A 21,456-nucleotide genomic window follows, 5' to 3' on the forward strand; every position below is an offset into this window, starting at 1 on the left:
TGGCAGCTCCTCGCCGGGGCGGGATACCAGTTCAAGAACTCGAGGGTCGAGTTCTTCGCCGAGGCCGGATACCGCAGCGCGAAGCTCAAAAGCGGCGACCTCGAGCTCGACATGTCGGGCCTGGTGATGCGCATCGGCGCGAAATACCCGCTGGGAGCGAAATCGTAATACGCCGCGGCCGCCGGAGAACCGGCGGCCCCTTACAATACAGAACAGGAAGGTTAGCATGAAGAACAAACGGTTTGCCCGCACGGCGCTCGTCATCGCCGCCGCGGCGGTGCTCGCGACGGGCCTTCACATCACGCTCGCCGACGCCGCCAAAGACGCGAAGGCCGGTGACGGCGGGAAGTCGCTCTTCGCCCCGCCGAAGACGGCGCGAGACTACTGGCCCACGAAGGACTGGAAGGTGAAAAAACCAGAAGAGCTCGGCATGAGCTCCGCGAAGCTCAAGGCCGTCGAGGACTACGCATTCACGCGCGTGGGGCCCGAGGCCGAAAGGAAGGGGATTCGCACCGACGGGCTGGTCATCATAAAGAACGGCTACCTGGTGTACGAAAAATACGCCGGCGGCTTCGATAAAGATCGCGTGCACCTCACCTGGTCGGTGTCCAAGAGCTTCACGAACGCATTGTACGGAATCGCGCTGAAGGAGGGTCGGCTCAAGATCGAGGATCCGGCGTTTAAATACTACAGGGCGCTCGACCGCGGCGATCACCGGAAGATAACGATCGACCACCTGCTGCGCATGAGCTCGGGACTCTACTCCAACGAGACCTACGAGGCCTCGCCGCTGAAGTCCACGGTGAACGCGATGCTTTTCACCACCGGGCACAAGGACATGGCCGCCTACGCCGCCGCGCAGGACTTCGAGGCCGCCCCCGGCGAGAAATGGGAATACGCCAGCCCCACGCCCAACCTCCTCATGGCCATGTTAAAGAGCACCATGAGCGCGGCCGAGTACGACCGCTACCCGTGGGACAGACTCTTCAACGTCATCGGCATGAAGAACGCGGTGTGGGAGCGCGACGCGGCGGGCACCTTCGTCGGTTCCTCGTACGTCTACGCCACGCCGCGCGACATGGCCAAGTTCGGCTATCTTTTCCTGAACGACGGCGCGTGGGATGGAAAGCGGATCCTCCCCGAGGGCTGGGTGCGATACAGCACTACGCTTGCCCCCGCCTATCTTAAAACAAAGCTCGACGCCGAGGACCGCAAGGACGCCAACTACGGCGCACTGTGGTGGCTGAACATGGGCGTTTCGGAGATGGACCTTCCGCCCGTGTATCCCGACGCGCCGCGAGACATGTTCATGGCGCTGGGCCACTGGTCGCAGATGATCTTCGTCATCCCGTCGCTCGACATGGTGATCGCCTACACCGGCGACACGCGCGAGAAGCCCAGCTTCGACCGCAACCGTTTCCTCAAGATGATCATCGACAGCATCGGGAAATAGGAGGACATCATGAAAAAGATATTAAAGATAGCGCTCATTCTGCTGCTGGTCGTCATCGTCGGCATCGGCGCGTGGGTGGCGGCGAACTGGAAGGTCATCAGCGCCTTCCTGCCCATGGCATCGGGCGCATACGCCAAGTTCATGTGCTCGAGCATCTTCGTGGAGGGCAAGACCGAGGAGGCGGCGCGCAACTGGTCGCGCCTGTCGCTGCCGGTTTCGAGCTGCGAGATCGATTACACGAACAAGACCGTTACGGTAAAGGGGCTCGGCCGCGAGAACACGGCCCGTTACAAAGGCGCACGGTTCGGCTGCACCATAGAGTAGTCCGCGGACGCGCTTTCGTCGGCACGGGTGCGGCGCGTTTCGCTGCGCCCGGCGCCGTCCCTCCCGCCGCTGACGCATTCCACGATTGTCGCGATTCCCATGGTATGGTGAGTGTGCGCGCAGGCGAAGCCGTGCGCGGCGAAGCGCGCCTCGATCAATTCCGGATCGATGAAGGTTTGAATCGTCTTCGAGAGATAGCGGTACGCAGTGAGCCTTCCCGACACCGCCCAGCCCACGACCGGAAGCACCCGTTTCAGATAGAGGTGATGCAGGCCTGCCATGAGCCGCCGCTGTGGGCGCGTGAGCTCGAGTATGAGGAGCGTCCCGTGGTTTTTCAAAACGCGCTTCGTCTCGCGGATGAAGTTGTCCAGGTCCGGGATGTTGCGTATTCCGAAGGCGATGGTGAGCATGTCGAAGGCATTGTCCTTAAAGGGCAGGCTGCTCGCGTCGGCCACCACGGCGCTGTCGCGGATCGCGCCGCGCTCTATTCCCTTATCGATCATGGCCGGGCAGAAATCGAGCGAGACCACGCGCGCGCCCCTTCTGGAGAGCGCCTTCGAGAGGTCGCCGGTGCCGCAGCAGAGATCGAGCACGGTTTTTCCGGCGATGTCGCCGAGCGAACGCACGGCGCTGCGACGCCAGGCCACGTCGATCCCCATGGACAGTATGCGGTTGAGTCGGTCGTAGGCAGGAACAATGGAAGAGAACATGGCGCGGATGAAGCGCTTCTTCTCCTCGGGGCTCTCGTTGTCGATCTCGTAGCGCAGGCTCACCATCACGCGTAGCTCCTGATAGTCAGATAATCGGAGTCCCGCTGTACCGGGACCCGTCCCGCGGCGGCGATGACGCGGATCATCCCCTCGCGGTCGGCGGTGGTCTCGACGCCGGTGGCCTTGACCACCACCTCCTCGGTAAGCACGCCCCCCATGTCGTTCGCGCCCATGGCGAGCGCGATCTGGGCCAGTCTGTGCCCCTCGGTGAGCCATCCAGCCTGGATAAAGCGTATGTTGTCAAGATAGATTCGCGCCACCGCCACCACCTTCAGGTAGTCGACGCCGGTGGCGGGTGCCGTGTCGGCCATGCGGGTGCGCGCCGGCGAAAAGCTCCAGGGGATGAAGGCGCGCAGTATGCCCGTTTCGTCCTGCACGCCGCGCACCACGTCCAGGTGCTCGACGCGCTCTCCGAGCGTTTCGCCGAGCCCGTAGGTCATGGTGGCCGAGGACTTGAGGCCCGCCGCGGCGAGCGTACGCATCACGCCCACCCATTCGTCCTTCGTGAGCTTGTTCGGGCTGACCAGCCGGCGCACGCGGTCCACCAGCATGTCGGAGGCGCCAGGCATCGAATCGAGCCCGGCTTCCTTCAGCGCGGCGATGACTTCGGCGATGGAGATGCCCTCGCGGCGTGCCAGGTGCACCGTTTCGGCGGGCGAGAAGCTGTGCAGATACATGGAAGGGAAGCGCGCCTTTACGGCGCGGAGCATGGCGCGGCACTCGTCCAGGCCGAACTCGGGGTCGAGCCCCCCCTGCAGCATGACCTGTGTGCCGCCGGCGCGGGCGAGCTCGTCGACCTTGCCCAGCACCTCGTCGATCGTCATGCGATAGGGCTCGATAAGCCCCGCGCGCGCGTGGTAGGCGCAGAAGGCGCAGGCCGCGGTGCAGACATTGGTGAAGTTGATTATGCGGTCCACGATGAAGCCCACCTCGTCCGAGGGATGGACCATCCTCCGCCGCGCGTCGGCGAGAAGGCCGAGCGCGGCCAGGTCGTACGAGAAGAGCGCGAGGGCGTCGGAGCGGTCGATCCGCTCGCCGGCGAGGATTTTTTGTTCGAGGTGGTCTTTGCCCGCGCTCATGGCCTTCCGCAACTTACCATGCGGTATGACGGCGGAGATGGAGTGTCAATAGAAAAACACCGGTGATATACATGAGGAAACAATGTAGCACATGGAAAGTGCGTTACCTAACAAAACGATATAAATTAAATATGTTAGGTAATTTTTCATCTTGACGAATTACCTAACATAATGTATTTTCAACATATTAGTTAGATAACCGCGATGGGATCGCACCATGAGTATTATTAAAGGAATGTTACAGGAAGAATATGAGCGACTGAAGAGCCTTCTCGTGAAGTACCAGGCGGAGGTGTCAAAACTTCCGGCGGGTTCAGTGTCCGAGAAACAAATAAAGGGGAACAGGTACGCGTATATCGCACGCAGGCGCAAATCAAAGATCGAATTCATCTATATTGGCAGGGCTTCTTCACCGAAAGTGCAGAGCATTCGGGATGAAATTAAGCGAAGAAAGGATTACGAATCCAAAATACGAATACTGAAAGAAGACATCAAAGAACTGGAGCGCGCCCTCGGTGGAAGAAAGGTTTAAACTTTTTGACGCCGTGCTCGAAGCACTGCATAAATCAGGTGCGCTCGCTTCATTGATCCTTATCGGAAGCTGGTGCCTGCACGTGTACAGGTGTACCTATCCGGATAGCGACGAAATCCCTTCGCTTATTACATCCGACATAGATTTTCTCGTCCCGTAAACTCAAAAATTCACCAAAATAATCGATGTATCGCATATACTGAAAGATATTGGTTTCGAGATAATCGTCTCCCCCATCAACGGTTATACAAAATATATTCGCCGCGAGCTCGAAATCGAATTCCTGGTTCCGGAGATCGGGCGCGGCAAGGACGGGCCGAGGGTAATCAAAAATCTTAATATCGACGCCCAGGCGCCTCGCTACCTGGACATGCCGCGGGAATATATCGAGTGGATACCGTATCGAGACATCCCTCTCCGCGTCGTCAGCATAGAAGCATACATAGTTCATAAATTTCTTGTAAGTGGAAGAAGGAAAGATCGGAATAAAAGGGAAAAGGATATTACATCGGCCGTACAGTTGCTCGAATATATCAGCAAGCTGGAGGCAAGAACAAATAAGTTGAAATACATACTTGAATCCCTGCATCCCCGATGGAAAAGAGACGTAATCGACCGGATCAGGGATAATTCACCATCGCTTTCCTCTATACTGAATCTCCAATAAACTACGGCTCGAGCCCAACGCCGTCATGGGCCTCGACCTTTCCGGAGACCGGGAACGGGCTGATCGCCGGGCGATTGTCCGGCGTAAATATTTCTTTATTCACGATTTTTAAATTTTTGAAGCGCCCACGTCCGGGATTGAGGATATAAATGTTCTCTTTCACCACTGTGGAGGAGGGAACCTTCAATAACAGCGTCTCACGGGATTCCAGCCATGCCGTGCCGGTTTCCACGGCGAAAGCATGCCGGGGAATGGAACTCCAGTCCCCGGGGAAAGCGGACCGATCCAGAGTTTTTACGGACGTGCCGAAAACCTCGATCGACAGTATTACGCGGTTGTGCAAATCGCCGATGCATTGACAATGGACGATGGTTTCAAGAATGGCCAGGGAAATATTCTCCGCCAGGCACACCGCGGGACGCCCCGCCCTGTTCCGGCGACCGCCCGGCGCCGCTGAAGAAGGGGGCTTCCGGATTTTTCTTGACGGGAAAAATATCATTTATTTTCTTTAAACTTTAAAGGAAATAAAACTGGAGAAACTCGGGCCCAACTACTCCTTATCGGATATAAAATCGCTGGCGGGGGCCGGAAAGTACCTGATAACGACAAGGAAGACAGCGGAACAGGATTTCGGGTTATCGGAGGATGGAATAACGGAGAAGGCGTTGCTTCTTTCGAACGCCGATTTTTACAAGTCCATGACCTCGCAGAACGACCATACATTATGGCATGACGTGTATCACAAAAGGATTGGGCATGCAGTGGCATATATTAATCTGCAGATGGATAACGACAGGGGGTTATCATTTCTTTCGAGGAAAAGTAGCAAGCCGTTTTTAAGCGGATAGCGTTCATGACGTAAATTAAACGCTTTTCCACGGCGAAGACGGTTTTTCTCCCGTATTCGGCGGGGGAAAAGTGAAATCACACGAGGAAAACCGATTTACTCACGATATAAACAGGGGTTTCAGTCATGAAGGAAAAAAATGGGTCGATTGTCCGACATGCGGTTCAAAGGGGACAATAAAGTATGTGCGCAACAGAAAGGAAGTCGTTGAACCTCAAGGATACGGGAAAATAATCGTTAAGAACCTGGACGGATATTTCTGTTCGGCGTGCGGAGACGGTTTCTACACGCGAAAATCGATGAATCTCTTCAACTCGGCCGTAGCCTATGGGAAGGCAAGGCAGGATTCGCATAGAGTCGTCGTCGGCGATTTGCTGGAAGTCAGTTCGGTGGCCGGGAGGCTGGATGTCACAAGTCAGCGAGTACATCAAATGATGAAGGAAGGGAAACTGCACTACGTGATCGTAGGCAAGTACAGAATCCCCACCCGGCGCAATGAAAAAATATTCCCCGGTTTGAGAAAGAAAATCCATGAAAATTCAAAGCATCGTCATTCCGTACATAGGAATAAGCGCGCGGTGTGGTTTAAAACAGGCGGGGAGCCATTGGCGTCTCCGCCCCCCCGGCGTTCATTCCGCTCCACGTAGCGTCCATGTGTCGCCTCGTAGCGTTCACTCCGCGTCCTCTTGCGCTTCAGGCGGCCGCGCGGTATACTGCCGGTCGGTCGTCTTAGCCCACGGAGGCGCGGCCCCGGCCGCTAATGCAGGAGGACATGCAATGCTTTCCAGAAAAACCGTAGCGCTCCATCACACACATCGCCCGTTCCGCGCCGTCGTTCCGGCGGCGGTCCTCGCGGCGGTGCTTGCCCTTTCCGCGCCGCCCGCCGGGGGGCAGGAGAAAGCCCTCAAGAAACTCTACATCTCGTCCATAACCGCCGACGGCGTGAGCGCGGCGCTGGCGAAGAAGGCGCGCGAGCGGCTTGAGTTCTCGCTCTACGAGCACTTCGGCAAGGAATACCGGGTGCTGACCGACGAGGACGTCAAGGTGATGTTCAAGAAGGCCGCCGAGATAATGGCCACGGGCTGCGGCGCCGAGAGCTGCCAGCAGCAGATGGCCGACGCGGTGGACTCCGACGAGATTATCTACGGCGAGCTTTCCGCCGAAGGCGCGGCGCTGAAGCTTTCGGCGCGCACGCTGCTTCGTGACCGCAAGACCCTTTCGGTGACAAAGAAGTCGATGGTGGTGCTCAGCTTCTCGGAGAAAGACATGGATCACTACTGCGGCGAGGCGGCGAGGAAGCTGGTAAATCCGGCGTATGTGGTACAGAAACCGCCGAAGGCGGCCTTCGAGGAGGGAATATCCCTCTCGGTGGTGAAGGTCGAGGCGGTGAAGGGGCTGGACATTGGCGTGATGAAGTTTACCGCCGACGACGAGACGATCCAGACCATGCTGGGGTATTTGAAGAACCTGGTGCAGGAGGGCGACGACGCCTTCGGGAGCAAAAAATACGACGCCGCGCTCGGTAAATACGCGGCGGTGCTGGAGCGGGTGAGGACGAAGCTTACGGCGGAGCGGCAGGCGAAGATGGCGGACTTCAAGGCCGGGGTGGCGAAGCGCTGCGACACGGCCTACGCCATGAAATACAAGGGAATGATAGAGGCGCTGGACGCGGAGCTTGAGAAGGGCGGGACGGCGGGCGAGAAGGCGCTTTTGGATCTGCGCGGGCGCTACGGGAAGGTGGAGGCCGAGGCGGAGCGGACGCCGGGCGGGCTGAGGGGCGAGGGCATGGCGGAGATATCGTCGACGCTTTCGAAGCGGCACGACAATCTTTCGGCGGCGCTGGCCGCGCTTCGCGAGAAGAAGGGCGACGCGCTTTACGGCGAGTACGGTTTTGTGGCGGCGCTGGCCGAATACAATGCCGCGGCGGGATTCGCCGCCGGCGTGCGAGAGGCCGCCATGAAAAACGATCTCGTCGCGCGCTACGCTGACAAACGGAAGGCGGTGCGGGAGACCGGACAGAACTATCTCCTTTCGCGCGTGCGCGCCCTTGCGGCCCGGGCGGAATTTTTCAATCTTCAGGAAAGAACATCCGACGCGAAGAAGGCGCTGAAGGAGGCGCGCACGCTGATCGATGGGGAGCTTGTCATATTCTCCACGGAGACCGTGGTTTCGACGTACAATCCCGTCGCGGCGGTACTGGGGATGGACGCACTTTCGGAGTCGGAGAAAAAGGATGCGAAGGTCTTTGCCGCTATCAAAGAACAGAAGCGAGTTGAGAAGGCTGAACTGGCCGCCGAAGCCGCTATAAACTTCAAACTGAAGGGCGGCGGCAAAGAGAAGACTGTTGGTGGCATTGTCTTCGTCTATATCCCCGGCGGGAGCTTCATGATGGGTTCGCCGGAAGGCGAGGGAGGGGATGACGAGCACCCGCAGCATAGAGTGACGCTGGACGGCTTCTGGATGAGCAAATACGAGGTGACCCAGGCCCAGTACGAGGCGGTGATGGGGAACAACCCGAGTAACTTCGAGGGCGCCGACAGGCCGGTGGAGAATGTGAGCTGGAACGACGCGACGGAGTTCTGTGCAAGGCTCGCCGCCCGAAGCGGAACGACGGTACGCCTTCCCACCGAGGCCGAGTGGGAGTACGCCTGCCGCGCCGGCACGGCTGCGCGCTATTACTGGGGTGACGAGATGAACGGCGACTACTGCTGGTATTACGGCAATTCCGGCAGCGAGACACATCCCGTTGGGGGGAAGAAGCCCAACGCCTGGGGTCTGTACGACATGAGCGGCAACGCGTGGGAATGGTGCCGGGACTGGTATGATGAGAACTACTACCGGAGCAGCCCTTCGGTGAATCCCCCGGGGCCTGAAAGCGGGCAGTACAGGGTGCTTCGCGGCGGCTCGTGGTCCAGCGGCGTCATCAGCAACCGCTCGGCGCTTCGTGCCTGGCGCGAGCCCGGCTACAGGGGCGTCGCCTACGGCGGGTTTCGCGTGGTGCTCGCTCCGTGAGACATAATTGTATATAACGACACAACGGGCGATTACAGGAGAAACGGGATGAGGACCACTGGACAACCGGCGCACCGGGCCACCGGAACGGGGTGCGGAGGCGGAGCCCCTGCTCGCGATTAAAATGAGCGAGCTGGTTCCTTTCCAGAAATCGTACGATTTCCTGGTCTGGATGTTCAACAAGACCGACGGTTTTCCGAAGTCGAAACGCTTTTCGATAGGCCAGAGGCTTGAGAACGCCCTTCTTGATCATATTTCTCTTGTGTATCGCTTTAAGTATTCGAAAAACCGCGAAAAGACGTTATTTGTACTGTCGGCAAAGTTTGATGAAATAAAATTGTTACTTAAAATCTGCTATGATTCCAGACTTATCGCGAAGAACAGCTTCGCTTTCGCGATGAAACAGTGTGATGAGATAGGGGCCCTAATCGGGGGGTTGATAAAATCTCTCGAAAGACACAGGTAAAACCCGCCGGGAATGGCGGGCGTACGCGGTCACTCCGAGCGATGCTTCGCGGCGGCTCGTGGAACAACAACGACAACAACAACCGCTCGGCGAATCGTAACAGGAACGAACCCGGCAACGGGAACAACAACAATGGGTTTCGCGTGGTGCTCGCTCCGATTTCAGCCAATAGGGCCCTTCGATGCCGCGCGCCCATGGATTTGCGGACGTTTGGGGTTCCACATTCCGCGTACGCCCTTCCCGTAAGGGATAAATAACAAACGCCCCCGACGCACTCCGGTAGCGCGCGCGAGATCCGGCGCGAATCCCTGCTTCACTCCCTGGTCGATCTCACGCTCCGCTACTCGGGCGCGGCCCCCCGCCCTTCGAGATGGCGCTTCGCCTGACACTCACCCGTAATACCGGATATCCTCCACCCTTGGGATAAGCCCCATCTCGCCCGCCTGGGAATAGAAATATTCCAGCGCGCTTTTCAGTTCGTCGGTGAACTCGAAGCGCAGCAGCCGGTAGTAGGTGTCGATGTCGTAGGCCACGTCGGGGTACTTCGCGCGCGCCGTGTCGATGAGCGCGCTTCGCTCCGTCTCAAGGCACGCGAGCGAGTTACGGTACGACTCGACCACGCGCTCGATGTCCGCGCGCATGGTCCGCGCGGCGTTCGCGCCGGCCAGGAACACGGCGAAGACCACCGGGTGGCCGGTCTTGCGCAGCCACAGGTCGCCCAGGTCGTAGGTGTAGGGGATCGGCTCGGCCTCGTGCATCATGGCCTCGTTGCCGATCACCAGGGCCGCGTCGATATCCGAAAGCGAGGGCCGCGGCGGCGACGGGACGTATTGCGGGCGCAGGCCGTAGTGCCGCTCGAGCAGCATTTTCAAGAGCACCACCGAGGTCTGAGAGGCGGATGAGAGGCCGAGCCTGCGGCCATCGAGCTCCTCGATCGGCACGCGGCTTACCAGCACCACCGAGCGGACATAGCCGATAGAGGAGAGGCAGAAGCCGGGGAGGATGAGCGCGTCGCGAACGTCCGCGTACGCGGCCGAGGAGACCGGGCTCATGTCGAGCGCGCCGTCGCGCATCATGGCGTTGAGCGCGCTCGGGTACGCCGGGACGACCTGCACGCCGTCGAGCGGGCGCTTCGTCATCATGTGATGATAGAAAGGATAGCAGTTGAGGTAGTTGATGTATCCGAGCTTCATACAGTATCCTCCCGGTTCAGTAGGCGGCCGTGGCGCGCACGGGCTTCATTCCAGCGTTTTCGATGATTCGTCGCAAACGCTCCTCGGAACCGACGTCGTCGGTCGTCGCGCCCGCGGCGTGCACCACCTTTTCGTAATGGTAGGTGGCGCCGATGTCATCCACGCCGAAGTGGAGCATCACCTGCGCCAGCTTCTCGCCCAGGTACATCCACAGCCCCTTGAGGTGCGGGATGTTGTGGAGGAAGACCCGCGCGGCCGCGTAGGTCCTGATATCATCGAAGCCCGCGGCCTGCTTCTCCACGGCAAGCGCGGTGTTCTCCGCGTGAAAGCGAAGCGGCACGAAGGTCTTGAAGCCCCCGGTCTCGTTCTGGAGATCGCGTATGCGCGACAGGTGATCGACGATGTGTGAAGGATTTTCAACGTGATTGTAGAGCATGGTGGCGTTGGTCTCCAGGCCCGCATGGTGCGCTTCGCGCATAACGGCGAGCCAGCGTTCACCGGAGATCTTGCGCGGCGCGATTCGGTCGCGCACTCCGGGATCGAAGATTTCGGCCCCACCCCCCGGAAGCGCGCCAAGGCCCGCGTCGATCATCGCGCGGAAGATCTCGGGCAGCGTCGTGCCGCTTCGCCGCGAGAAGTAGTCGTATTCCGTGGCGGTGAAGGCCACGATGAAGAGGTCCGGCTTCACCCGTTTGATGCGCCGAAGCATCTCCAGGAAATAATCGAGCGAAAGCGCCGGGTTGAGCCCCCCCACGATGTGCACCTCGTCGATGCCGAAGCCCGCGGCGCGGCGAACGCGCTGCTCGATCTCGTCGAGCGAAAGCGTGAAGGCGTCGGCGTCGCCCTCGTCGCGCGAATAGGCGCAGAGCGGACAGCGCAGCTCGCACACGTTGGTGTAATTGAGGTTCATGTTCACGCCGTAGTAGACGTTCGCGCCGTTCGTGCGTCGCCGCACGAAATCGGCGATGAGGCCGAGCTCCACGACGTCAGTCGTCGTGAGCATGGCGAGCGCGTCCTCTTCGTCGACGGGAATGTCGGAGCGCACCTTTTCGGCGACACGGCGGAGGACGGGATTGTGTATCATGTCGATATTCATCGTGTGAGACTGAAGGCGACATTACCCTATGCCGCCTTCGCCGCCCCCCCATTCCGGAAAGAGATCGTGCCGGATTCCGAGCAGGTTCAGCACCTTCCCCACGGTGAAATCCACGACATCGTCGATGGTGCGCGGGCGCGTGTAGAAGCCCGGGATCGGCGGCACGATATCGGCCCCGGCGTCTCTGGCGCGGAGCATGTTTTCTATATGAACGCGCCCGAGCGGCGTCTCGCGCGGAACGAGCACGAGCCGGCGCCGCTCCTTGAGCGCGACATCGGCCGCGCGGCTGATGAGCGAATCGGCGTAGCCGGAGGCCACGGCCGAGAGCGTCTTCATGGAGCAGGGGGCGATGACCATGGCGTCGAAGCGGAAGCTCCCGCTCGCCGGCGGGGCGAAGAGATCGTCGTTGGCGTATTCGGAAAGAAGCGATAGGTCGAGCCCCGGACGGCGGCGCGCGATGAGCCTGGAAAGCGAGCGAGGGCGCGCCTCGTCGCCGCCGATCTCGTAGTCGATAATGCCCCATGCAGCGACCGAAACGACGGTCCCTACGGGCCTCCCCGCGCCGAGCAGCTCCTCGATAAGGCGAACGCCGAGTATCGCGCCGCTCGCGCCGGTTATTCCGATTATGTACATGGAAGCAGTTTAGCCCTGGTCGATGTAAACATCAAGAAATGTGCCGATGAAGAGCACGGGCGCGACATACCGGTTGAGCTCGAACATCTGTTTAATGCCCGATGCCGCGTCCTCGCCGCGCGCCAGGCGCTGCTGCGCCGTGAAGATCACCGCCACGCACGCCACGGCCACCCAGTAGCCGATGCCGCGCCTCGCGAGAAATCCCGCCGCCGAAAGCGCCGCGACCGCCGACGCATAGGAAACCGCCGACGCCGCAAGCGTCCGCTCCACGCCGTAGCGGGCCGGGAAGGAGCACAGCTTTTCCTCGCGGTCGAAGTCCACGTCCTGTATCGCGTAGACCAGGTCGAGCCCGGCGATCCACATCATGATCGCCGCGCCCAGGATGAACGGCAGAAAATCGAACTCGCCGGTTATGCCGAGGTAGCCGCCGACAGGCGCCGCCGCCTCGACGAGCCCCAGGTAGCAGTGCGACCCGGAGGTAAAGCGCTTGAAATACGAATAGGTGGCGAGCCCCGCAACGGCCGCAAACGAGAGGTAAAAGCAGAGCGTGTTCAGCATATATGCCGCGAAGATGAGCACAAGCGAGGCGGCCGCGCCGTAGAGCAGGACTTCCGCCGGGTTGGCGTCCCCGCGCGCGAGGATGCGGTCTTTCGTGCGGGGATTCCTCCGGTCGATCTCGATGTCGATAACGCGGTTGAACGACATGCCGGCCGTACGCGCGGCGACGAGCGCGATCGTCACCCACACCCAGTCCATGAAGCCCCCTCCCCCGGCGAAGAGCACGCCGAGATAGGCGAACGGCAGCGCGAAGAGCGTCTGCTCGATCATGATCATTTCCGAGAATTTCTTAAAATCCATATTCCTTCCACCGTTCGCTGACGTGTTTCTTCATGTCGTCCGACATCTTTATCTCGTCCGGCCAGTCCCGGCCCATCCCTTCCTCGCGTGTTTTCCGCGTAGCATCGATTCCCATCTTGCCGCCGAAGTTCGCGCAGGGCGCCGAGTGGTCCAGCGCGTCCAGTGGCCCCCCCGAAAGGACGAGGTCGCGCTGCGGGTCCACGTTGTTGAGGAGCTTCCAGACCACCGTGCTGTAGTCGCGCAGGTCGATATCGTGGTCGAAGACGGCGATGAACTTGGTCGAGGCCATCTGCCCCATGCCCCACAGCGCGTGGATAACCTTGTGCGCATGGGCGGCGTACTCCTTTTTTATCGAAACGAGCGCGCAGTTGTGAAAGACGCCCTCCAGCGGAAGCTCGATATCGACTATCTCCGGGGCGATGAGCCGCATGAGCGGAAGGAATATCCGCTCCGTGGCCTTGGCCATGTAGCAGTCCTCCATGGGGGGCTTGCCCACGATCGTCGCCGGGTAGACGGCATCCTCGCGGTGCGTGACACAGGTTATATGAAACACCGGGTACACGTCGGCCGGCGAGTAAAACCCCGTATGGTCGCCGAAGGGGCCCTCGATCCGCTCGTCGCCGGGATCGACGTAGCCCTCCAGCACGAAATCGGACTCGGCCGGCACCATGAGATCCAGCGTCTTCGCCTTCACCAGCTCGACCGGGGCCGACTGCAGCCAGCCGGCGAAGAGCATCTCGTCGATGTCGGGGGGAAGCGGCGCCGTCGCCGCATAGGTCACCACGGGCGGACCGCCAAGCGCCACCGCCACCTCCATGCGCTCGCCGCGTTCCCTGTACTTACGATAGTGGCGGGCGCCGTCCTTATTGTACTGCCAGTGCATGCCGGTCGATGCGTTGTCGAACTTCTGCATGCGGTACATGCCGTAGTTCTGCGCCTTCGAGTCAGGGTCGCGCGTTATGACGATCGGAAGCGTGATGAAAGGGCCGCCGTCGTGCGGCCAGCAGGTAATGACGGGAAGCCCGTCAAGCAGCGCACCGCCGGAGAGGACCTTTTCCTGGCAGGGGGCCTTTCTGACCGTCTTCGGCATGAAGCCGGCAAGCTCCTTCAGGGCGAAGAGCATGCGGAGCTTGTCCATTATCCCCGCCGGCGGCTGCATCTTCACCAGCGACTCGATCCTCGAAGCGATATCGTCGAAGCTGCCGCAGCCAAGGGCGAGGCGCATGCGCGCGTAGCTTCCAAAGGCGTTGATGAGCAGTGGATGCGGCGAGCCCTTCACCCGCTCGAACAGGAGCGCGGGACCGCCGCTCTTGCTCATGCGGTCGGCGATCTCGGTTATTTCGAGGGCCGGATCGACCTCCACGGCCACCCGACGGAGCTCGCCGAGCTTCTCGAGCCGTGCGATGAACTGCCTGAGATTTTTATATGGCATAGTTCCCGTATTCCATTCAAGCCTGTCCGGCGTTCGGCCGGAGGTGCAAAGCGTAGCGGAGGACCGTATTTTTTCAACCAAATAATTGCGAATGCTCCCTCGCATCGGTTGCCGATAGTATAAGCATACACCGGAAACACCGCGTGCGACCTAACCCTGGACTTCGCGTTTTTCGCGCGCCGTGCCATATATCTATCATGATCGCGACCATATTCGGCGGCGTCGGCATATTCCTGATCGGCATGATCCTCATGTCCGACGGGCTCAAGTCGCTCGGAGGCGACGGGCTCCGGCGCGTGCTCACGCGCTTTACCGGCGGGCCGATTTCCGGCATCGCCTCCGGCTTCTTCGTTACCTCTCTCGTGCAGGCATCGAGCGCCACCATCCTCGCCACCATCGGGTTCCTTTCCGCGGGGCTCATAAGTTTCACGCAGGTTATCGCCATCATCTTCGGCGCGAACCTCGGCACCACCACCACCGGCTGGCTGGTCTCGCTCCTCGGATTCAAGCTGAGCATCGGGCTTCTGGCCATGCCGCTCGTCGGCGCGGGGGCGTTTCTGATGCTGCTCGCGCGCGGCAAAAAGGCGTCGCTGGGGATGGTGATGGCGGGATTCGGCATGCTCTTCCTGGGGATCGCGACACTTCAAAGCGGCATGGAGCACCTCGCCGCGAAGGTGGATGTGGCCGCGTTCCCGGACACCCGGCTTCTCGGGCGCCTCATCCTCATGCTCATCGGCGTGGCCATGACGATCATCATGCAGTCCTCCAGCGCCGCGCTCGTCACCACGCTCGCGGCGCTCCATTCCTCGGCGGTCACGCTCGACCAGGCGGCCGCGCTCGTCATAGGGCAGAGCATCGGGAAGACCTCCACGGCCGTCATCGCCGCCATCGGCGCCTCGGTACAGGTCAAACGCGCGGCGCTTGTGCACATCGTGTTCAACGTGGTGACGGGTGGCATCGTGTACGTGATTTTCACTCCCTTCCTCGCCGCGATCGTAACCGCCTGCGCGGCGGTGGGCATCGACGACCCGGCGATGGTCCTCTCGGCGCATTACAGCGCCCTCAATTTCTTCGGCATCGTGATCATGTACCCGTTTATCCCTCAGATAGGATGGCTCATCGAACGCGCAATACCCGAAAAGGGCGCGCGCCTAACGCGAAATCTCGATATCTCGGTCACCAACGTCGCCTCAGTCGCGATCGAAACGGCGCGGCGCACCGTCATCGGCATCGCCGCCGTCGTCATGGAGTCGCTCAGGCGCATCCTGAACGCCGAGGCGTCATTGCACGGTATCGCCGACGACATGGAGGAGGCCGGGATGGCGCTGCGCGAAACCGGCCGCTTTCTCTCGCGCGTGCGTTCGCAGCCCGAGTCACCCGAGATCCACCAGCGCCACCTTTCGGTGCTGCACTCGGTCGACCACCTCGAGCGGCTGGTCGAAACCTGCCGAGAGGTCGACGAGATGCGAGAGATCGCCCATCACCCGGAGCTGCGCCGCCTCGCGCTCGAGCAGCTCTCGCGCATCGACATGGTGGTTCGCTGGCTCCAGGGCCACACCGACAGCGCCCCGCTCGGTGTCGTCGAGGCCATGTCGCAATCCATCGCCGGCATCCGCCGCGCCCAGCGCGTCGAACTCCTCGCCAGCACCGCGCGCGGCGAGCTCGATCCCGAGGACGCCATGAGCCGCCTCGAAGCCATGCGCTGGCTCGACCGTCTCGCCTACCACGTGTGGCGCGCCATCTACCACCTCAGCGAGGAGCTGCGCGGTCAGGTGCCCGTTCCGCCGGGGACATCGCAGCCGTTGTAGCAGGCGGCCGAAGACACCGGTCGGCCTCGAGTACGGCGCACTATCAACTAACGGATTTGACCAGTCGCAGTACGGAGCCAGGTCGAAAATAAAGCTGTTCAACCTGGGCGATGGAGAGATTTCCGCGCGCCGCGGGGGAGAATATATCTCAACCGCCTAAGACGGCTGTTTCCCCTCGAACCTGTATAACCTGACCGTCGCGCTGGGGATGAGGTACAACGACAACATGGTGAAGGTGATGCTCAACTCCCGCGGCGACCGCCCCTTCCATAGCGTGGACGAGGTGTCGGCGGGAATCCCCACCATAACCCGGTGGAGTCCGATGAAGTTCCTCTTTCTCGATTTCCAGTACCCGCCTTCCCGTAACATCACGGCATGGGCCGGCGTGCGGGCGGGTCCCGCCTTCAGCGCGGAGGCGAAGGCGGCGTTTCAGGGGTGGAGTTTTCCGGTTGTGTGATAATTACGATATATTCTTGACAATCCCTGATTTCATCTCACAATTAGCGACATAATAAGCTTTCGGTTATATAATGTTCGAAAAACTCAAATCCAAAGGCTTCCAGGTTCTGACCCTCCATCACGCCGAAGCGATATTGATGCATGACATGCATCCGGCGGTCGACGAGATCGAATCCGTGTTGTCCGATATAACGATCCCGATCAACGAACTCGTCTACGGCGGTGGCGGTGAAGGGGAGCTGACGCAAAGGATTCGGAAAAGCCTCTCCGAACGGTATGGATGGAGAAAACACAACTTCGAGATTAAAAAAATCGTCGATGGCGTCGAGAAGGAATCGATCTCACACGAAATCGACCACATAAAGAAATTCCCCACCGGCACCTTCGCTCTCGAAATCGAGTGGAATAACAAGGATCCTTTCTTCGACCATGACCTCGAAAACTTCAAACGCCTGCATGCCGACGGCGTTATATCAATCGGCGCGATAATAACCCGCGGACTCACCCTGCACGAGGGCATGCGCGATCTGATTGAAGAATTTGCCGTCGCGAACGGCGCAAACAACATCGAGCGGGTCCGGGAATACTACAATCCCACCGAGCGTCAGAAGGAACTGATCCAGCGATCGGCTTCTTCAAAAGGCTCGTTCGAAAAAGGCTGGGCGCATGTTTTCGTATCCGATAAATTCGGAGAGGCGACCACCCACTGGAAAAAACTCGAGGACAGGGTTAACCGCGGAGTGGGAAATCCCTGCCCACTGCTTCTTATAGGAATCCCGAAGGAAATCGTTGTATACTGAGGTCAGGGCAGGAAGAAAACCATGAGCACGATATACCAGCTGTCGGAAGCGAACCCGTCCGAGGATCTATTAACCAAGGCGCAAGGACCATATTCCACAATCCTCGCCGATCCACCATGGCAATTCCAGAACCGGACGGGCAAGATGGCACCCGAGCACAAACGCCTGCTGCGCTATCCGACCATGGAGCTGAAAGAGATCATGGATTTGCCCGTTAATAAACTTTCCGCCGCCAAATCACATCTATACCTGTGGGTGCCGAACGCGCTGCTTCAGGAAGGGCTCAGAGTGATGGAAGCCTGGGGATTCACGTATAAGACGAACCTGGTCTGGTACAAGGTTCGCAAAGACGGCGGTCCCGACGGCCGCGGAGTCGGGTTCTATTTCCGCAATGTCACGGAACTTGTCTTGTTCGGGGTTCGGGGAAGCATGCGAACGCTTCAGCCCGGGCGCACCATGGTGAACCTGCTTTATACGCGTAAACGCGAGCACTCGCGCAAGCCGGACGAACTGTACTCCATGATAGAGGCGTGTTCCCCCGGGCCCTACTTCGAACTTTTCGCCAGGTTCCGGAGGCCGGGCTGGGACCAATGGGGCAACGAGGATGTCGAAGTTAACTCCTTTCATGGGGTCGCCAAACGGAAAGCGCACGGCGACCCGCAGATGAGACTTTTTGAGAGCCCAAGGGGATATGGAAATAAAAAGGCCAAGTAGTAAAGCGAGACCCTGAAACTGGAACTCCCCGATTTAATCAATAATCCGCCGTCCCGTTAAATCTTCCTTCCCCGCTTCGTCAGCCCGTTCCATAAAAGGCTTCCCACGCTCTGTCCGCCCTCGTAGGGCGTCCCCTCAAGAATCAGCGATTCAACCCTGAGCTTCAGTAAATCCTTCGGCTTCATCGCGAGCGGATTCTTGTTGAGGATCACCATGTCGGCCGTCTTGCCCGTCTCGATGCTCCCCCGCTCGTTCTCATCGAAGCTCGTCCAGGCCGCGTTGATCGTAAAGAGCTTGAGCGCCTCCTGCACGGAGAGCGACTGTTCGGGGACGTAATGGTTGCACGCGGCCCAGATGCCGAAGACCGGGTCGGGAAGCGTGCAGGGCGCGTCGGAGCCGCCGCTCATCACGATACCCATGTCGGCGATTTTCCGAAGCGGCGAAAGCCGGTAGGCGCGCTCGCCCATGATCCCCTCGATGTATTCCAGGGGCTCCAGGTTCCAGTGGATAAAGGCGGGCTGCATGGCCAGCGCGATCCCCAGGTCCGCGCATTTCTTCAGGCCGTCCGCGGTGGGAAGGCAGGCGTGTATGATGGTGTGGCGATGGTCGTCGCGCGGGAAGTCTTTCAGCGCGGCCGTAAGGGCGCGCACGGCCTGGTCGAAGGCGGCGTCGCCGATGGCGTGCATCTCGATCTGCAGACCGGCGCGGTTGGCCTTTTTGGTGAAGGCGATGACGGCGTCGTCCGGATAGAAGAGCACGCCGCGGTTGCCGGGATCGTTCGTATACGGAAGGTTCATCGCGGCGTCGACCGAGCCGAAACATCCGTCAAGCGCCGTCGCAAAGCAGCCCCCTATGCGGGGAAGCTTGCGCCGCGTGGCCTTTTTCACGTCCATGGTCTGAAAGTACACCCGAATCTGCAGCGGGCCGGCCGCGCCGCGCGCGAAGGCGCGCTCCAGGTCCACGTCCATGTCCAGGGGAAAGCCGACGCCCGAGACCGTGTGGATCATGCCGATCCCGCGAGCGGCCATGAAGTCCGCGGCGTCGATCATCCCGCCGATGTTTTTTATGAGCGAGACCTTTTTCGTGACAAAGTCCGTACACGCGAAAAACGCCTCCTGGTTCATCTCGCCGCTGTCGGCATGGAAGCCGCGCAGCGCGCGCATCCTCGCGGGAAGCATGTCGATGAGCCTCGAGTTGAGAATGCAGGCGTGGCCGTCGTACTTCACCAGGAAGACGGGCCGGTCGGCGCATACGGAGTCGATCTCGGCGCGCGAAAGCAGGCGCTTTTCCTTTACGCTGTGCGTCGATGCGCCGAATCCCATCACGAGGGGATCGTCGTTCTCAGCGGCGAATTCGGCGATCGACTGCCGCATCTCGTCGATCGATGCGGCGCCGCGGATGTCGAGGCCCGCGTTGAATATGGCGAAGGAGGCGAAGTGCACGTGCGTGTCGGCGAAGGCCGGAAGGAGCGCCCGTTCCCCCAGCGCGACCCGTTCGGCGCCGGCGTAGCGCTCGGGCAGGTCCTTCCCGACGAAGGCGATCCGCCCGGCGTCCTCGACGCAGAAGCGATGAACGCTGTTCTTCGCGTCGCAGCTTATGATGCTCCCTTCGTATACATTCATCGGATACCTCCCGTTTGTACCGCACTGCGCGACACCATTCACGATCATCATACACCCCGCGCCGTGGATGTCAATCACCCGATTGCGCCGGGACCGGTTTCGATATTGTGTCCATGTTAATTAATTCGGTCTCGCAACGGGCGCGGGGATTTTTTATTGCGTCGGCGCCCCTTTTAACGCATACTCGTGATGATGGCCTTCGACGCGTGCGCCCGCCGCGTCACAGGCGTTTCCCTCGCGATGAACGAGGACACGGACGGAACACAGCATGTCATATAAAAAAACCATAGGCGCGCGGACATACGCGTTCACCTCGCTGAAGGACCTGCTGGCAAAGGCCTCTCCCGCGCGCTCGGGAGATCTGCTCGCCGGCGTCGCCGCGGAAAGCGCCGAGGAGCGCGCGGCCGCGCAGATGGCGCTCGCCGACGCTTACCTGTCGGACTTCCTGCGCGAGGAGATCGTTCCGTACGACGAGGACGAGGTCACGCGCCTCACCCTCGACGCGCACGACGGGGACGCGTTCGCCGAAATCTCATCGCTTACCGTGGGCGAGTTCCGCAACTGGCTCCTCCTCGACGGGACCACCGGCGACACGCTCAAACGGGTCTCTCCCGGCATCCTGCCCGAGATGGCCGCGGCCGTCTCCAAGCTCATGCGCAACCAGGACCTCATCCGCGCGGCCGCGAAGATACGCAACGTCACCGCGTTCCGGAACACCATCGGCCTTCCGGTGAGGCTCTCGGTGCGCCTGCAGCCGAACGATCCGGTCGACGACCCCAAGTCGATCGCCGCGCAGATCATGGACGGGCTTTTTTACGGCTGCGGCGACGCGGTCATCGGCATCAATCCCGCCTCGGACAATTACGGCTCGGTGACGGAGCTTCTGCGCCTCCTCGACGGCATCATCACCCGGTTCGCCATACCGACACAGGGCTGCGTGCTCACCCACATCACCACGACGATAAAGGCCATCGAAAAGGGCGTGCCGGTGGACCTCGTTTTTCAGTCCATCGGCGGAACGCAGAAGGTGAACGAGAGCTTCGGCGTGAGCGTCGCCACGCTCCGCGAGGGATTCGAGGCGGGCGCGTCGTGTAAGCGCGGGAGCGTCGGTTCCAACTTCATGTATTTCGAGACCGGCCAGGGAAGCGCCCTCTCCGCCGGCGCGCACCACAACGCCGACCAGCAGACGCTCGAGGCGCGCGCCTACGGCCTCGCGCGCGCCTTTAAGCCCCTATTGGTCAACACCGTTGTCGGCTTCATCGGCCCGGAATATCTCTACGACGGCAAACAGATCATCCGCGCGGGCCTCGAGGACCATTTCTGCGGCAAGCTTCTCGGCCTTCCCATGGGCGTCGACATCTGCTACACCAACCACGCCGAGGCCGACCAGGACGACATGGATACGCTGCTGACGCTCCTCGGCGTGGCCGGCTGCAATTTTATAATGGGCGTGCCGGGGGCCGACGATATCATGCTGAACTACCAGAGCACCTCGTTCCACGACGCGCTGTACGCGCGCGCAGCGCTGGGCCTGCGCCCCGCTCCCGAGTTTGAGGACTGGCTCAAGCGCATGGGGATTTTCGACGAGCGGCTCGTCCCGGCGGAGCTTCGGCCAGGCAACAGGTTGCTGGAAGGAGTGGAGGCGATTCAAGATTTTAAGATTAAAGATTGATGATTATAATGAGAATCCG

20 protein-coding genes are annotated in these 21,456 nt (G+C 60.4%); 11 read left to right on the forward strand and 9 right to left on the reverse strand.

What is annotated here, in order from left to right; all coding sequences use genetic code 11:
* Positions 1-226 precede the first annotated feature (226 nt).
* Entirely contained in the window at positions 227-1,453 is a 1,227-nt protein-coding gene (locus tag VLM75_12740; GenBank protein ID HSV97782.1) for a serine hydrolase, read from the forward strand.
* A gap of 9 nt (positions 1,454-1,462) precedes the next feature.
* A complete protein-coding gene (locus tag VLM75_12745; protein ID HSV97783.1) occupies positions 1,463-1,777 on the forward strand; it encodes a hypothetical protein in 315 nt (104 codons plus the stop codon).
* Here the strand turns inward: VLM75_12745 and VLM75_12750 are convergent.
* Positions 1,741-2,553 (reverse strand): ubiquinone/menaquinone biosynthesis methyltransferase, encoded by an 813-nt coding sequence (locus tag VLM75_12750; protein HSV97784.1) that lies wholly within the window; start codon positions 2,551-2,553, stop codon positions 1,741-1,743. The two genes, VLM75_12745 and VLM75_12750, sit on opposite strands and share 37 nt — an antisense overlap.
* The gene (locus tag VLM75_12755) at positions 2,553-3,626 is read right to left on the reverse strand and encodes a CofH family radical SAM protein (GenBank protein ID HSV97785.1); all 1,074 of its coding nucleotides are present in this window, start codon (positions 3,624-3,626) and stop codon (positions 2,553-2,555) included. The genes VLM75_12750 and VLM75_12755 overlap by 1 nt, the downstream gene beginning before the upstream one ends.
* A gap of 217 nt (positions 3,627-3,843) precedes the next feature.
* On the opposite strand from VLM75_12755, the gene VLM75_12760 reads away from it, so the two are divergent.
* On the forward strand, positions 3,844-4,158 hold the full coding sequence (locus VLM75_12760; protein HSV97786.1) for a hypothetical protein: 315 nt from the start codon (positions 3,844-3,846) through the stop codon (positions 4,156-4,158).
* Positions 4,159-4,826: 668 nt separating this feature from the next.
* Here the strand turns inward: VLM75_12760 and VLM75_12765 are convergent.
* Positions 4,827-5,324 carry an RES domain-containing protein gene (locus VLM75_12765; protein ID HSV97787.1) on the reverse strand — a complete coding sequence of 166 codons (498 nt, stop codon included), beginning with the start codon at positions 5,322-5,324 and terminating at the stop codon, positions 4,827-4,829.
* 419 nt (positions 5,325-5,743) lie between these two features.
* Between VLM75_12765 and VLM75_12770 the strand changes: the two genes are divergently transcribed.
* The 3 genes from VLM75_12770 to VLM75_12780 all read left to right on the forward strand — a co-directional run bounded on the left by VLM75_12770 (position 5,744) and on the right by VLM75_12780 (position 9,150).
* The gene (locus VLM75_12770; GenBank protein ID HSV97788.1) at positions 5,744-6,319 is read left to right on the forward strand and encodes a YgiT-type zinc finger protein; all 576 of its coding nucleotides are present in this window, start codon (positions 5,744-5,746) and stop codon (positions 6,317-6,319) included.
* A gap of 130 nt (positions 6,320-6,449) precedes the next feature.
* Entirely contained in the window at positions 6,450-8,684 is a 2,235-nt protein-coding gene (locus VLM75_12775; GenBank protein ID HSV97789.1) for a formylglycine-generating enzyme family protein, read from the forward strand.
* 124 nt (positions 8,685-8,808) lie between these two features.
* Positions 8,809-9,150 (forward strand): four helix bundle protein, encoded by a 342-nt coding sequence (locus VLM75_12780; GenBank protein ID HSV97790.1) that lies wholly within the window; start codon positions 8,809-8,811, stop codon positions 9,148-9,150.
* A gap of 389 nt (positions 9,151-9,539) precedes the next feature.
* On the opposite strand, the gene VLM75_12785 is transcribed toward VLM75_12780, so the two are convergent.
* Genes VLM75_12785 through VLM75_12805 form a run of 5 tightly spaced genes read right to left on the reverse strand, consistent with a single transcriptional unit; the run spans position 9,540 to position 14,362 of the window.
* The gene (locus tag VLM75_12785) at positions 9,540-10,343 is read right to left on the reverse strand and encodes a menaquinone biosynthesis protein (protein HSV97791.1); all 804 of its coding nucleotides are present in this window, start codon (positions 10,341-10,343) and stop codon (positions 9,540-9,542) included.
* A gap of 16 nt (positions 10,344-10,359) precedes the next feature.
* Positions 10,360-11,427 (reverse strand): CofH family radical SAM protein, encoded by a 1,068-nt coding sequence (locus VLM75_12790; GenBank protein HSV97792.1) that lies wholly within the window; start codon positions 11,425-11,427, stop codon positions 10,360-10,362.
* 33 nt (positions 11,428-11,460) lie between these two features.
* Positions 11,461-12,072: a UbiX family flavin prenyltransferase gene (locus tag VLM75_12795; GenBank protein ID HSV97793.1), complete on the reverse strand. Its 612-nt coding sequence runs from the start codon at positions 12,070-12,072 to the stop codon at positions 11,461-11,463.
* Positions 12,073-12,081: 9 nt separating this feature from the next.
* Positions 12,082-12,930, reverse strand: a complete 849-nt coding sequence (locus VLM75_12800) for a UbiA-like polyprenyltransferase (protein ID HSV97794.1) — start codon at positions 12,928-12,930, stop codon at positions 12,082-12,084.
* Positions 12,920-14,362 (reverse strand): menaquinone biosynthesis decarboxylase, encoded by a 1,443-nt coding sequence (locus VLM75_12805; protein HSV97795.1) that lies wholly within the window; start codon positions 14,360-14,362, stop codon positions 12,920-12,922. The genes VLM75_12800 and VLM75_12805 overlap by 11 nt, the downstream gene beginning before the upstream one ends.
* 197 nt (positions 14,363-14,559) lie before the next feature.
* On the opposite strand from VLM75_12805, the gene VLM75_12810 reads away from it, so the two are divergent.
* From VLM75_12810 to VLM75_12825, 4 genes are all read left to right on the forward strand, one after another.
* Positions 14,560-16,170 carry a Na/Pi symporter gene (locus VLM75_12810; GenBank protein ID HSV97796.1) on the forward strand — a complete coding sequence of 537 codons (1,611 nt, stop codon included), beginning with the start codon at positions 14,560-14,562 and terminating at the stop codon, positions 16,168-16,170.
* Between the two features lie 208 nt (positions 16,171-16,378).
* On the forward strand, positions 16,379-16,627 hold the full coding sequence (locus tag VLM75_12815; GenBank protein HSV97797.1) for a hypothetical protein: 249 nt from the start codon (positions 16,379-16,381) through the stop codon (positions 16,625-16,627).
* Between the two features lie 73 nt (positions 16,628-16,700).
* Complete coding sequence (locus VLM75_12820; GenBank protein HSV97798.1) at positions 16,701-17,429, forward strand: BglII/BstYI family type II restriction endonuclease; 729 nt, start codon at positions 16,701-16,703, stop codon at positions 17,427-17,429.
* A 21-nt stretch (positions 17,430-17,450) separates the two neighbouring features.
* The gene (locus tag VLM75_12825) at positions 17,451-18,143 is read left to right on the forward strand and encodes an MT-A70 family methyltransferase (GenBank protein ID HSV97799.1); all 693 of its coding nucleotides are present in this window, start codon (positions 17,451-17,453) and stop codon (positions 18,141-18,143) included.
* A 56-nt stretch (positions 18,144-18,199) separates the two neighbouring features.
* On the opposite strand, the gene VLM75_12830 is transcribed toward VLM75_12825, so the two are convergent.
* Positions 18,200-19,765, reverse strand: a complete 1,566-nt coding sequence (locus VLM75_12830) for an amidohydrolase (protein ID HSV97800.1) — start codon at positions 19,763-19,765, stop codon at positions 18,200-18,202.
* A gap of 268 nt (positions 19,766-20,033) precedes the next feature.
* Here VLM75_12830 and VLM75_12835 point away from each other — a divergent pair, with 268 nt between their 5' ends.
* Positions 20,034-21,437: an ethanolamine ammonia-lyase subunit EutB gene (locus VLM75_12835; GenBank protein ID HSV97801.1), complete on the forward strand. Its 1,404-nt coding sequence runs from the start codon at positions 20,034-20,036 to the stop codon at positions 21,435-21,437.
* Positions 21,438-21,456: the final 19 nt, after the last annotated feature.

This window comes from Spirochaetota bacterium (genome assembly GCA_035477215.1).
Taxonomy (GTDB): domain Bacteria; phylum Spirochaetota; class UBA4802; order UBA4802; family UBA5368; genus MVZN01.

Excerpts from the sequence above, each read along its gene's own strand:
- VLM75_12740 (HSV97782.1), top strand. The coding sequence starts at position 227 with ATGAAGAACAAACGGTTTGCCCGCACGGCGCTCGTCATCGCCGCCGCG.
- VLM75_12745 (HSV97783.1), top strand. The coding sequence starts at position 1,463 with ATGAAAAAGATATTAAAGATAGCGCTCATTCTGCTGCTGGTCGTCATC.
- VLM75_12750 (HSV97784.1), bottom strand. The coding sequence starts at position 2,553 with ATGGTGAGCCTGCGCTACGAGATCGACAACGAGAGCCCCGAGGAGAAG.
- VLM75_12755 (HSV97785.1), bottom strand. The coding sequence starts at position 3,626 with ATGAGCGCGGGCAAAGACCACCTCGAACAAAAAATCCTCGCCGGCGAG.
- VLM75_12760 (HSV97786.1), top strand. The coding sequence starts at position 3,844 with ATGAGTATTATTAAAGGAATGTTACAGGAAGAATATGAGCGACTGAAG.
- VLM75_12765 (HSV97787.1), bottom strand. The coding sequence starts at position 5,324 with ATGATATTTTTCCCGTCAAGAAAAATCCGGAAGCCCCCTTCTTCAGCG.
- VLM75_12775 (HSV97789.1), top strand. The coding sequence starts at position 6,450 with ATGCTTTCCAGAAAAACCGTAGCGCTCCATCACACACATCGCCCGTTC.
- VLM75_12780 (HSV97790.1), top strand. The coding sequence starts at position 8,809 with ATGAGCGAGCTGGTTCCTTTCCAGAAATCGTACGATTTCCTGGTCTGG.
- VLM75_12785 (HSV97791.1), bottom strand. The coding sequence starts at position 10,343 with ATGAAGCTCGGATACATCAACTACCTCAACTGCTATCCTTTCTATCAT.
- VLM75_12790 (HSV97792.1), bottom strand. The coding sequence starts at position 11,427 with ATGATACACAATCCCGTCCTCCGCCGTGTCGCCGAAAAGGTGCGCTCC.
- VLM75_12795 (HSV97793.1), bottom strand. The coding sequence starts at position 12,072 with ATGTACATAATCGGAATAACCGGCGCGAGCGGCGCGATACTCGGCGTT.
- VLM75_12800 (HSV97794.1), bottom strand. The coding sequence starts at position 12,930 with ATGGATTTTAAGAAATTCTCGGAAATGATCATGATCGAGCAGACGCTC.
- VLM75_12805 (HSV97795.1), bottom strand. The coding sequence starts at position 14,362 with ATGCCATATAAAAATCTCAGGCAGTTCATCGCACGGCTCGAGAAGCTC.
- VLM75_12810 (HSV97796.1), top strand. The coding sequence starts at position 14,560 with ATGATCGCGACCATATTCGGCGGCGTCGGCATATTCCTGATCGGCATG.
- VLM75_12815 (HSV97797.1), top strand. The coding sequence starts at position 16,379 with ATGAGGTACAACGACAACATGGTGAAGGTGATGCTCAACTCCCGCGGC.
- VLM75_12820 (HSV97798.1), top strand. The coding sequence starts at position 16,701 with ATGTTCGAAAAACTCAAATCCAAAGGCTTCCAGGTTCTGACCCTCCAT.
- VLM75_12825 (HSV97799.1), top strand. The coding sequence starts at position 17,451 with ATGAGCACGATATACCAGCTGTCGGAAGCGAACCCGTCCGAGGATCTA.
- VLM75_12830 (HSV97800.1), bottom strand. The coding sequence starts at position 19,765 with ATGAATGTATACGAAGGGAGCATCATAAGCTGCGACGCGAAGAACAGC.
- VLM75_12835 (HSV97801.1), top strand. The coding sequence starts at position 20,034 with ATGTCATATAAAAAAACCATAGGCGCGCGGACATACGCGTTCACCTCG.